Source organism: Bacilli bacterium, assembly GCA_036381315.1.
GTDB lineage: Bacteria > Bacillota > Bacilli > Paenibacillales > KCTC-25726 > DASVDB01.
Map to the genome: position 1 here is coordinate 1 of DASVDB010000025.1, position 10,733 is coordinate 10,733.

At 50.7% G+C, this 10,733-nt stretch carries 15 protein-coding genes; 14 read left to right on the forward strand and 1 reads right to left on the reverse strand.

What is annotated here, in order from left to right; translation table 11 throughout:
• The 14 genes from VF260_01820 to VF260_01885 all read left to right on the forward strand — a co-directional run.
• Positions 1-424 (forward strand): ATP-binding cassette domain-containing protein (locus tag VF260_01820; GenBank protein HEX7055920.1); only part of this gene is annotated, 424 nt, incomplete at its 5' end.
• Positions 424-1,605 (forward strand): sugar ABC transporter permease, encoded by a 1,182-nt coding sequence (locus VF260_01825; GenBank protein ID HEX7055921.1) that lies wholly within the window; start codon positions 424-426, stop codon positions 1,603-1,605. The genes VF260_01820 and VF260_01825, both read left to right, overlap by 1 nt.
• 307 nt (positions 1,606-1,912) lie before the next feature.
• Positions 1,913-2,506, forward strand: coding sequence for a sigma-70 family RNA polymerase sigma factor (locus VF260_01830; protein HEX7055922.1), 594 nt, complete (start codon positions 1,913-1,915; stop codon positions 2,504-2,506).
• Positions 2,503-3,111, forward strand: coding sequence for a zf-HC2 domain-containing protein (locus VF260_01835; GenBank protein HEX7055923.1), 609 nt, complete (start codon positions 2,503-2,505; stop codon positions 3,109-3,111). Before VF260_01830 ends, VF260_01835 begins: the two co-directional genes overlap by 4 nt.
• 73 nt (positions 3,112-3,184) lie before the next feature.
• Positions 3,185-3,757 carry a histidine phosphatase family protein gene (locus VF260_01840; GenBank protein HEX7055924.1) on the forward strand — a complete coding sequence of 191 codons (573 nt, stop codon included), beginning with the start codon at positions 3,185-3,187 and terminating at the stop codon, positions 3,755-3,757.
• Between the two features lie 88 nt (positions 3,758-3,845).
• The gene (locus VF260_01845) at positions 3,846-4,988 is read left to right on the forward strand and encodes a hypothetical protein (protein HEX7055925.1); all 1,143 of its coding nucleotides are present in this window, start codon (positions 3,846-3,848) and stop codon (positions 4,986-4,988) included.
• A gap of 39 nt (positions 4,989-5,027) precedes the next feature.
• Complete coding sequence (locus VF260_01850) at positions 5,028-5,555, forward strand: gamma carbonic anhydrase family protein (GenBank protein HEX7055926.1); 528 nt, start codon at positions 5,028-5,030, stop codon at positions 5,553-5,555.
• 25 nt (positions 5,556-5,580) lie between these two features.
• Entirely contained in the window at positions 5,581-5,760 is a 180-nt protein-coding gene (locus VF260_01855) for an IDEAL domain-containing protein (protein ID HEX7055927.1), read from the forward strand.
• A gap of 115 nt (positions 5,761-5,875) precedes the next feature.
• Positions 5,876-6,301 carry a DUF2487 family protein gene (locus VF260_01860; protein HEX7055928.1) on the forward strand — a complete coding sequence of 142 codons (426 nt, stop codon included), beginning with the start codon at positions 5,876-5,878 and terminating at the stop codon, positions 6,299-6,301.
• A 170-nt stretch (positions 6,302-6,471) separates the two neighbouring features.
• The gene (locus VF260_01865; protein HEX7055929.1) at positions 6,472-7,020 is read left to right on the forward strand and encodes a ubiquinol-cytochrome c reductase iron-sulfur subunit; all 549 of its coding nucleotides are present in this window, start codon (positions 6,472-6,474) and stop codon (positions 7,018-7,020) included.
• Positions 7,021-7,041: 21 nt separating this feature from the next.
• On the forward strand, positions 7,042-7,713 hold the full coding sequence (locus VF260_01870) for a cytochrome b6 (GenBank protein ID HEX7055930.1): 672 nt from the start codon (positions 7,042-7,044) through the stop codon (positions 7,711-7,713).
• Between the two features lie 43 nt (positions 7,714-7,756).
• Positions 7,757-8,632 (forward strand): c-type cytochrome, encoded by an 876-nt coding sequence (locus VF260_01875; GenBank protein ID HEX7055931.1) that lies wholly within the window; start codon positions 7,757-7,759, stop codon positions 8,630-8,632.
• A gap of 66 nt (positions 8,633-8,698) precedes the next feature.
• Positions 8,699-9,370 (forward strand): DUF1405 domain-containing protein, encoded by a 672-nt coding sequence (locus VF260_01880; GenBank protein ID HEX7055932.1) that lies wholly within the window; start codon positions 8,699-8,701, stop codon positions 9,368-9,370.
• Between the two features lie 76 nt (positions 9,371-9,446).
• Positions 9,447-10,280, forward strand: coding sequence for a sporulation protein YpjB (locus tag VF260_01885; GenBank protein HEX7055933.1), 834 nt, complete (start codon positions 9,447-9,449; stop codon positions 10,278-10,280).
• Here the strand turns inward: VF260_01885 and VF260_01890 are convergent.
• Positions 10,267-10,733: YitT family protein (locus VF260_01890; GenBank protein HEX7055934.1), on the reverse strand; the 467-nt coding region annotated here is incomplete at its 5' end. The genes VF260_01885 and VF260_01890 overlap by 14 nt on opposite strands.

Consider the following 10,733-nt stretch of genomic DNA (forward strand, 5'->3'; position numbering starts at 1 on the left):
TCTGGAAGATGTCTCCACCCATTCGGTGATTGACCATAATAAAGAAATTGTCAGCGGCCAGACCTACATTGATTCATTGAAAATCAAGGCGAATTCGGTGGAAACGATTGCCGGAACGTTAAGCGGCGGCAATCAGCAAAAAGTAGTTCTTGGCAAGTGGTTGATAACAAACCCCAAAGTTTTGATATTGGATGAGCCGACTCGGGGCATTGACGTCGGAGCCAAGTTTGAAATTTACACGATCATGAATGAACTTGTGCAAAAGGGTGTGGCCATCATTATGATTTCCTCGGAGCTGCCCGAAATTTTGGGGATGAGCCATCGTATTCTGGTGCTGTCGGAAGGCCGGTTTACCGGTGAATTTTCCCGGCAGGAAGCAACCCAGGAAAAAATCATGATTGCCGCAACAGGAGGGAGAAAATAATGAGTCTGCAAAATGCGCTAGCCGTGAACAAGACAACCAAAAAACGCAAACTCGAATGGTTCAGGATGGATATCCGGGCGTACACGATGATTTTGGCCCTGGTAGGGATTTGGCTCCTGTTTGCCTTGCTCAGTCCCACTTTCCTGACGCCACGGAATCTTTCAAACCTGTTTTTGCAAATGTCCGTCACTTCTATTTTGGCTATCGGCATGGTGCTCATTATCGTAGCCGGTCAAATCGATTTGTCGGTCGGCTCGCTTGTCGGTTTGACGGGCGGAATAGCCGCCATTTTAAACGTGTGGCATGGTCTGGATCCGGTAACGGTTATTTTGATTACACTGGCGTTCGGCGCTTTGATCGGACTTTTTGCCGGTTGGATAGTCGCCTATCTTGCGGTGCCGGCGTTTATCGTCACACTGGGCGGGATGCTGGTGTTTCGGGGAGCGTTAAACGGAATTACAGGCAGTATGACTGTTTCGCCGCTATCCCCGGGTCTTCGGTTTATCGGGCAAGCTTATATTTTGCCGTCGATCGGACTGCTGTTGGGAGTCATTGCGGTGGCGGCTGTTGTCATATTTCAAATAAGACGCAGACTTTCACGAGCCAAATACGGTTTTTCGGTTGAACCCGTATTTTTGACAATCGCCAAAATTGTTTTGTACGCCGCGTTTATTTTGGGCTTCGTATACGTAATGAACCAGTATCGGGGCATTCCGTTCCCGGCTATTCTTGTCATCGTATTGGCCATCATCTTTACCTTCATTGCGCGCAAAACGGTGTTTGGCCGTCATATTTATGCGATCGGGGGCAATCCCGACGCCGCCAAACTGTCCGGAATTCATATCAAGCGCCGGTTGATGATGATTTTTGTGCTGATGGGCACGCTGTGCGCCATTTCCGGTTTGATTTTGACAGCGAGATTAAATGCGGCCACCCAGAGCGCCGGGGAAATGTACGAATTGGACGCGATAGCCGCTTGCGTCATTGGCGGCACCAGCTTGATGGGGGGCGTCGGCACAATCGGCGGCGCGCTGATCGGGGCGCTCGTAATGGCCAGCCTCGATAACGGCATGAGCTTGATGAACCTGGACGCGTTTTGGCAATTGATTGTAAAAGGTTCGATTCTGGTGCTGGCAGTCTGGGTGGACATTTACAGCCGCAGCAAGAAAAAATCGTTATAATGACGCGAAAAATAAGAGCCGCTTGCAATGGGGAAACCGCGTTTAAGCGTTTCCTGTTGCAGCGGCTCATTTCTTTTTCTATTTAATTGGCCATATAATACCTGAGAGAGGATTTGCTGCATGGAATATTAAAGATTATTGCCGAATTTAGAAGGATATTTTTGATTGAATAAAGAACTTATTTGGATGCAAGCACGTTATATAACATGTATATTGAAATTAAGCGCAACTTTTCACTCCCGACGAAGTAAAACATTGTATCACGGGAAGCGGGGGTGAACCTTCGACTTAAGGAGGGTCGCTCATGTTGACCGATTCCCAAATTATTCGCGAAATTAAAGACGGCAATGTTCAACTCTATGCAGAACTTATGGTCCGATATGAGCGAAAAATTCTTGCATTCGTGTATCATATGCTGAAAAATTCCCATTTGGAGGTAATGGCGGAAGACCTTTGCTCCGAAACGTTTTACAAGGCTTTTCGCAGCCTGCAATCGTTTCGCGAGGTCGAAGCCGCATTCTCCACCTGGCTGTATACCATTGCAAGAAATACGGTGCTCAGCGAACTGCGCAAGCAAAAGGCCAACAACGTCTCCCTGGAAGAGAGCGGAATTACTCCGCAGTCCTCATATGAATCTGCTCCGGAACAATCGCTTTTACGATCGGAAAAAGTGGAAAAGGTGAGGGAAGCAATCAAAAATTTGCCGGAAAAACAGCGTTCCGCGCTGATTTTGCGCGAATACGAGCAATTGGATTACCAGGAGATCGCCAATATTCTCGGACAGACTGTCAGCGCCGTTAAATCCTTGTTGTTCAGAGCGAGAGCGAGCGTCAAAATGCAGCTTGAATCTTATATGGCAGAGCCGTTAATCGAAGATGTCAAGGGGATGAATCACAGATGATTTGTCGAGAGATTCAGGAACTGTTCGCCGAATATTGGGATCTTCCTGAAGACGACCCCGTCCGTGCCGCTGTAGACAAGCACGTGGCCGAATGCCGGGCATGTTCCGAAGAATTTCAGATTTGGCAGGAAGCCGCCCAAATGATCAAAAGCGAAATCGTTCCATTGGCCCGGCCGGAACCGGCAAACGTCGCGCAAACCGTGATGAATCGCATTTATGCCGACGAATCGTGGCGCATTCCGATACCGGATCGAACGTACCGCATTTCCTACAGGATGCGGCGTATTTTGACCGCGCTTGTTTCCTTTTTTATGGCGATGTTTATCTTAAGCATTTTCTATGCTATGGTTTCTGGCGCCAATCCGTCGGAAAACGCGGGCGGCCAAAGCCTGGCGGAAATGTTTCCCGTCGACACGATTCAGGACGGACATTCGATTAAAGCCAAATCCGTCATTTTGGACGGCGTGCCGGTGGCAAGCATATCCGCGCCGGCAGTCATCAAGCTGGAACCGCCGGATCGTCCGCATTATTTTCTGGGCTTTTCCATCTTTGGCATGATTTTTACGCTGCTCACGATGAATTGGCTGTCCCGCATACGAAATTAATGGAAGCGCAAGCCAAGCTCCGCCATAGCCGGCGGGGCTTTTTTAACGAATTGGCTGGAGAGGATGGATAAACATGGTAATCGGGTTAATTCGCCACGGCGAAACGGACTGGAATGCGGAAAAACGGATTCAAGGGCAAAAGGATATCGCCCTGAATGAAAATGGGATCCGGCAAGCGAAAGCGTTGGCGGAGTATTTGCGGCAAGATCCGTGGGATGCCATTGTCGCAAGCGATCTGACCAGGGCAATGACAACAGCCGAAACGATTGCCGCAGCCTGCGGCATTTCCCGTGTTTATTCCGATCGGCGGCTCAGGGAACGATACTACGGGGACATAGAAGGAACGACGTTGGCGGAAAGAGAAAAAGTCTGGGGAGAACATTGGCGCGACTTCGACCATCGGATCGAAAGTGATGAAGCGGTGCGGGCGCGGGGAATCGTCGCGATCCGCGATTATACGGAACGGCTTACAGTCGGCCGAATCCTGTTTGTTTCGCACGGCTCGCTGATTCGCCAAGTGTTGGCGGATTTGCTTCCGGAACAGGAGATAGGCGTGATCCATAATACCTCGCTGACGGTGCTGGAACGATCGGACGGGCGCTGGGCGTGCAAAACTTTTAATTGTGTTCAGCACCTCAAAAAATAGATCGAACCTATGAATATTTTTTCCTTCGCCGCCCATAATGGTTAATGCATGCTATCAGGCAAGCTTGCTATTTTTGGGGGTGTGGCGGTTGAATTTGGCCGAGATGTTGAGCTACGCGGATATTCGGCAGTTAAACGCGATTGCCAGACATTATGCGTGTGAATGCAGCGGCCATTCCAAAAACGAGTTAATCCAGTCGATTCTGATGACCATAAACCGCAAAGACGTGTTCGAACAAGTGGTCCGGGAATTAAGTGAGGAAGATTTGCGCTTTGTCAACTCGCTTTTGTTTGACCGCAGGGAAAGTTTCAGCCTGGAAGACTTGTTGGCGCGGGCCAAAGCGGCCGTATACGACAACGAGCGCAAGGAACTGGCGAATCCGCGGGAAACGATCGCGAAATTTAAATATCGCGGCTGGCTGTTCAACGGCTGCTCGCAAAAGACGAAATACTTGCTGCAAGTTCCCCGCGACGTCAAGACAAGGTTTCGCGACACGCTTGCGGATTATTTTGCCTCGCGGCTTTCCTATTCGACTACGCCGCCGTTTTATCGCGACGAAGAAAGTCTGATTGCGGACGATATATTAGTCTTTTTGAAGTTTGTCTACCATCACGAGCCTCCGCTAACAGCCGACGGCGTCATGTATAAACGGATGCTGCAGCAACTGCTGGAACGCTTGACGGTTGCCGATCAGCCGCTCGGAAAAGGAGGGTGGCGCTTCGGTTACGGAAGGCGTTTTCGCGATTATCCCAACCGGTTTTCGCTGATCTACGACTATTGTCATTATCATAGTCTGATTGCGGAAACGGAGCAAAATCTGGTTGTGACGGAAGCCGGAGCGGCGGCGGTTGTGCAAGCGCGCCGCGAAGATATGCGGCAAATTTACCGTTTTTGGCTCCGCTTATATAAAGGGGCCATTCCCAATTTGCCGTCGTTGACGCAGTGGGTGGGGCTTTTGGCCAAACGTTGGGTGCATGCGCCTTCGCTTTCCCGGTTGCTGTGTCCGCTCATCAAGCCGTTTTATTACGATTCGCCGGAAAATATTTTTCAGGAGCGCATCTTGCAAATGCTGTTGCATCTCGGAGTTGTCAGAATCGGCGAAACGGAGGACGGCGCGCAGCTTGTCCAGGTTACGCCGCTTGGAACGGAACTGTTGCGCGGAACTTACGTCGCCGAAGAAGACAAAATCGTCCTGCCGGAATTGCCTGTTGACAGCGGGATGACCACCTGATACAATCTACCCAAATTTTCCCGACAGGATGATGAGCAGATGATCCACGCCTTTTCCGGAAAAGCCCCGCGGATTGATAAGACCGCATATATCGCTGCCGGCGCGCAAATAATCGGCGATGTCAGCATCGGAGAACAGGCCAGTGTATGGTTTAATGCCGTTCTGCGCGGCGATTTGGCGCCAATCATAATCGGAAACAAAACCAATATTCAGGATGGCGGTATCGGGCATGTAAATGCCGGCCAGCCTTTGGTGGTCGCGGAGGAAGTGACGGTGGGCCACGGGGCGGTTATCCACGCGTGCCAAATAGGCAAAGGTACATTGATCGGCATGGGGGCGATTGTACTGAGCGGCGCCATAATTGGCGAATATGCTTTAATAGGAGCGGGATCATTAGTAACAGAACATACGAAAATACCTCCGTATACGCTTGCTTTGGGTTCACCGGCAAAAGTTGTCCGCGAATTGACGGAAAATGATTTGCGCTACATGCGTCAAGCTGCAGAAAATTATGTGCGGAAAGCGCGCGAATTTTGTTCCGGCATCAATGCGGATCAAAAAATGTAAATCCACTCGGTTGGAGAGTGATCCGATGGAAAAAATGGATGCATTGAACTCCGCAACGCTGAGCGTGATAGCCGAAATGATTCTTGACGACGCACTGCGGAAATTTAAAGAGCAGCGCTTGCAAAAGGAAATCGACAGGGCGCTGCAGACTGGGGATAAGACGACTTTTTACAGATTGGCTAAAGAACTTAAAACGCTGCGATAAAAACCGGCAAGCGGCGCACCGCGCGCATTCGCGAGCCGGTTTTTTCGTGGGCGTAATCTGTGTTACACTAGATTACGTTTCGGGAAACCGCTTGGGAAGGAAAAGGGTGAAGGCAATGAAGTTCAGCGCGATGGAAAAAGAAAAATGGCCCGAATTAAAGCCGTTTGTCGATACATGCCTGCTGCCGGTTAGCGGACTTACCGGCTTCGAACCGCCCTGGCAGGCGACGGAACGCCTCAGGAAACTGCAGCAGTTGATCGATGCGGTGGAAATTCCATTCAAAGGCAGGGTGATGATTTATCCGGCACTGCATTATTTGCCGGAAGGAGGAAACACTACCGAATATATTGACCATATCTGCAAAAACCTGAAACAGGAGCAGTTTCGCTTTATCATTGTCGCGGCGGTGGACATCGAACCCGCTACGCTGCCGGCAAGCGCCGATCTGACTTTTCTTTGGGTGAAGGATAAACCGCAAATTTCCCAGGGCGAGATCGGTGACGCCATAAAATCGTTATGGGCAAACGGCCAGGACGCATGAGCGATCGATCAGCTCATTTTGAACAAATTGTGACAATTTCGAAACATTTGCCCGACACCGTTCCATACGGCGCAACCATCATTTGTTCCATTCTTGACGCTCCCCATTACGTAAGCTATTATTATAATGTTCTTGTGCGATACATAAGGTTGCAAAGGGGGTAGAATCGTATGAGCGAAGAATTGAACAAGAATACGCAATCATCACAGGATAAACCTGTTCGCCGCAAAGAAATGTCCCGCAGACAGTTTCTGAATTACACGCTCGGTGGTACGGGAGGCTTCATGTTGGGTTTACCAATCTCTTATATGCTTCGTTTTTCGGTGGATCCGCTGCTGCAGCCTAAAGGTAAGGGCGATTTTGTTAAAGTTGTGGAAGCAAGCCAGATTACAAGCACGCCCAAATCGTTCAAATTTAAAAAGCATCAAGTCGATGGCTGGTATGAAAGTGATCCCGATTTTGAAGCCTGGATCATTAAAGACGACGAAGGGAAAATTTACGCTTTGTCGCCGATATGCAAACATCTTGGCTGTACTGTAAACTGGAATACGGAGCCGGACACGTCTCCCAATCAGTTTGTCTGCCCGTGTCATGGCGCTCACTATACAAAAGACGGGAAAAACCTGGTCGTCGCGCCTGCGCCGTTGGACGAGTATCAAGTGAAAATCGATAACGGATACGTATATTTGGGACCGGTCATTCCTAATTCCAGGGTATAGGCAAGGAGGTTAGCCGAACACATGTTTAAGTCAATATACAACTGGATTGACGAGCGGCTTGACATTACGCCGATGTGGCGTGACGTTGCCGATCATGAAGTGCCGGAACACGTCAATCCCGCGCATCACTTTTCCGCGTTTGTTTACTGCTTCGGCGGTTTAACGTTCTTTATCACGATGATCCAGATTCTTTCGGGAATGTTTTTGACGATGTATTACGCTCCCGATATTATTAACGCTTATGCCAGTGTTGACTATTTGCAGCATAAAGTGGCCTTCGGCGATATTGTGCGCGGCATGCACCACTGGGGGGCAAGCCTTGTCATCGTCATGATGTTTCTGCATACGCTGCGGGTATTTTTCACCGGCGCGTACAAACATCCGCGCGAAATGAACTGGGTAGTCGGGATGTCCATGTTTTTTGTCATGTTGGGCCTTGGCTTTACCGGCTACTTGCTTCCCTGGGACAACAAGGCGTATTTCGCGACGAATGTCGGCATTCAAATTGCCTCTTCCGTTCCCTGGATTGGCGGGTACATTAAAGAATTCCTGCAAGGCGGCGATATAGTCGGCGCCACGACGTTAACCCGTTTCTTCGCTTTGCATGTATTTTTCTTGCCGGGGCTGTTGTTGATGCTGCTTGGCGGGCATTTTTACATGATCCGCAAGCAAGGCATCGCCGGTCCGCTATAATCTGTCTTGTCGAGAGGAGGGTCATGTTGTGGCACTTAGAGATATGCATTCGCATCATGGAAATGAAAAAGTTGTCTATGTTGGAGATTCCCGCATCGTAAAAAACAGAATGCCGAACATACCGCCGGATTATACGGAATATCCCGGTAAAACAGAGCCGCTCGTCCCCAACTTTTTGTTGAAGGAATGGATGATCGGCGCTACCGTGATGATCGGGTTTATGGTGTTGATCATGACGGAGCCCGCTCCGCTCGGTTATCCCGCCGATCCGACCAATACGGCTTTTATTCCGATGCCGGACTGGTATTTTCTGTTTTTGTACCAATTGCTGAAATATCCTTACATGTCCGAGCATTTCAAAATTTTCGGCACGTTGATCGTTCCGGCCGTCGCTTTCGGCGCATTGTTCCTGGCGCCGTTTCTGGACAGAGGCCCGCATCGCCAATGGTTTAAGCGCCCGTTGGCCTCGACCTTTATGCTCGTTTCGATTGCCGCGGTCGTTTATTTGACGCAGGCCGCATGGGCGCACTATCAGGAAGAACTGAAAGCAAACGGTCAGATTCCGGAGCATATCCAACGCGAAATCGATTTGAAGGCAGGCAAGCCGATGCCCAAACCGGGACAAAAGGTCGAATTGCCGGCAATTGTAGACCCGAACAACAAAGCCGCTGATATTTACAAAAAAGCGACTTGCGTTTCTTGCCATGGTACGGATTTGAAAGGCAGCCCGCCGGCTGTTCCGGCGCTTTTGGGCGTAGGGGACAGTTTGAGCAAGGATGAGATCATCAAAATCATGAAGGACGGCAGAGGACAAATGCCGCCGGGCATGTGGGATGCAAGCAAAGCCCAGGGCGGATTGACCGACGACGATATGAATGCGTTGGCGGATTGGTTGTCCAAGCAAAAGAAAGCCGAATAAACACGAACCTTTTTGCAACCCGGTCTGTCGAGAGGCCGGGTTGTATTGGGTTATATGAGGTAGACAATGGTGAGAGGCATGATTGCTTTTTATTTGGGACGCCCCTTTTTAACTTCCGCTGTCCCGCTTTGGTTTCTGTTCTGGACAAATTTGCTCGGAACCGTGTACGGTTATGTATGGTATTGGGAGCAGTTGAAGTTTACGGCTGAAACCCAACCGCTTTGGCTGCTGCCGTTTGTACCCGACAGTCCTACCGCCAGTTTGTTTTTTACCGTGTCCATCGCTTTCTTGCTTGCTAAGCGCGGTCGGCCATCCGGGGCAAGATCGTCTGTATGTCTGGCGGTGATGGGGGTAATCGCAGCCCTTGCGGTCGTGACCTCGGTCAAGTATGGAGTTTGGGCCGTTGCGATGATAGTTGCGGGGGCTGTACAGGGCGAGCCGCTTGTGTGGGAACATTGGATGCTGATGGGATCGCATTTGGCTATGGCGGTGGAAGCGCTGCTGTATGCGCGCTTCTTTCCGATACGCTGGGGGCATGTTTTGGCTGCGGCCGTATGGACGCTGGCAAATGACACATTCGATTATACGTTGGGCATTTACCCCTGGCTTCCTGATGAGCTGCATGATGATCTGCCGCAAATTTGCGCGTTTACGGTACTCTTGAGCGTTGTTGCAATCGGATGTGCCGCTCTCGCGACGGCCAAACGCCGGGACAGGGAAAGCTTGCGGCTCAGTTAGCCGCGAGAAGTTTTGCGGCGCAAGAGGTCTAAACAGGGACATCCTCCCATAAGATGATGGTGGGGGGATGTCCTACATGTTTCGGGCTACTGACAGGAATGTTTTTTTCGTAAAGATACTCATACTGGGCGCGTTTCTGCTATTGTTGTTGCCCGTATCGCCGGCAGATGCCAAACCGTCTGCACAAAGCGCGCTGCTTGCCCGATTGGAGACAGCCGCGGAAAATGCGCTCGACGCGGCCAAAGCGGGCTCATATCCGGAAGCTTTACAGCAGTTGGACGCTTATGGAGAACTTTTAACGAAAATCCAATTCACGGGGCTGACCGATGCGGAAGGGCTAAAAACGCTCACCGCCGCCTGGTGGGACGCCAAAAAAATATTTACGGCCGCGCGGATTTCGCGGCAGGAAAGCCTGGCCGCGGCGGGTAGGCTTCGGTTGGCCACCGATGCGTTGACGCATCGAAAGCGCCCCATGTGGTTTGGGTTTGCCAATTCGTTCGCCGGCAATTTGCAGGAAATGGAGCAAGCTGCCAAAAATAGCAATGCCGCCGCTTATAAAACGAACTTTGCCGCTTTGCGGGCGCGATTTTCCGCGATTCGCCCGGCCGCGATCATTTCCGGTTATAAGCTGCCGGTCTATCAAATCGATTCCATCCTTGTTTTTGTGGATAGTGAATTGAATAGGTCAAATCCGGATATGCGCAAACTGTCCGAGATGAACGACCGCTTGCGGGAAACATTCGCCGCGCTGTTTGCCGGCGAAGACCGCCAGGCGTTCCTGCACGCCGCGCAAGCGCGGCATCCGCTTGCGTGGACGCTCGCAATCGGCGTGTTGATCGTTTCCGTGCTTGCTTTTGTCGGATGGAAAAAATTCAAGTACGGTCGGCCCTATACAACTATTCGCTTTTAAACCCTTCGCCCAGCACATCGTGAACATCGCTGATAATCATAAACGCTTTCGGGTCCATACGCCTGACAAGACTGCGCAGCCGGCGCGTTTCATGGCGATAAACGACACAGTAGATGACTTCTTTCGCTTTTTGCGAATAGGCTCCTTTTGCCGGGAACAAAGTGACGCCGCGATCCATCTCTTTGGTTATGGCGGCGGCTAACGGTTCGGCGTAATCGGTCACGATCGTAAATGATTTGGCGGCGTACGCCCCCTCCTGGATAAAGTCGATGATGCGCGAGGCGATAAATACGGAGATCAGCGTATACAGCACTTTTTCCCGCGGAATGTAAAACAGCGATAGGGAAATCACGGTGGCGTCGAACGCCAGAATGACCTGGCCCATACTTTTCCCCGTCAATTTATTGCCGATCCGCGCGATAATATCCGCGCCTCCGGTTGTTCCTCCAAAAC

What these genes read in the sequence shown, in the direction of transcription:
- VF260_01825 (HEX7055921.1), top strand. Translation starts at nt 424, where the DNA reads ATGAGTCTGCAAAATGCGCTAGCCGTGAACAAGACAACCAAAAAACGC.
- VF260_01835 (HEX7055923.1), top strand. Translation starts at nt 2,503, where the DNA reads ATGATTTGTCGAGAGATTCAGGAACTGTTCGCCGAATATTGGGATCTT.
- VF260_01840 (HEX7055924.1), top strand. Translation starts at nt 3,185, where the DNA reads ATGGTAATCGGGTTAATTCGCCACGGCGAAACGGACTGGAATGCGGAA.
- VF260_01850 (HEX7055926.1), top strand. Translation starts at nt 5,028, where the DNA reads ATGATCCACGCCTTTTCCGGAAAAGCCCCGCGGATTGATAAGACCGCA.
- VF260_01855 (HEX7055927.1), top strand. Translation starts at nt 5,581, where the DNA reads ATGGAAAAAATGGATGCATTGAACTCCGCAACGCTGAGCGTGATAGCC.
- VF260_01860 (HEX7055928.1), top strand. Translation starts at nt 5,876, where the DNA reads ATGAAGTTCAGCGCGATGGAAAAAGAAAAATGGCCCGAATTAAAGCCG.
- VF260_01865 (HEX7055929.1), top strand. Translation starts at nt 6,472, where the DNA reads ATGAGCGAAGAATTGAACAAGAATACGCAATCATCACAGGATAAACCT.
- VF260_01870 (HEX7055930.1), top strand. Translation starts at nt 7,042, where the DNA reads ATGTTTAAGTCAATATACAACTGGATTGACGAGCGGCTTGACATTACG.
- VF260_01875 (HEX7055931.1), top strand. Translation starts at nt 7,757, where the DNA reads ATGCATTCGCATCATGGAAATGAAAAAGTTGTCTATGTTGGAGATTCC.
- VF260_01880 (HEX7055932.1), top strand. Translation starts at nt 8,699, where the DNA reads ATGGTGAGAGGCATGATTGCTTTTTATTTGGGACGCCCCTTTTTAACT.
- VF260_01885 (HEX7055933.1), top strand. Translation starts at nt 9,447, where the DNA reads ATGTTTCGGGCTACTGACAGGAATGTTTTTTTCGTAAAGATACTCATA.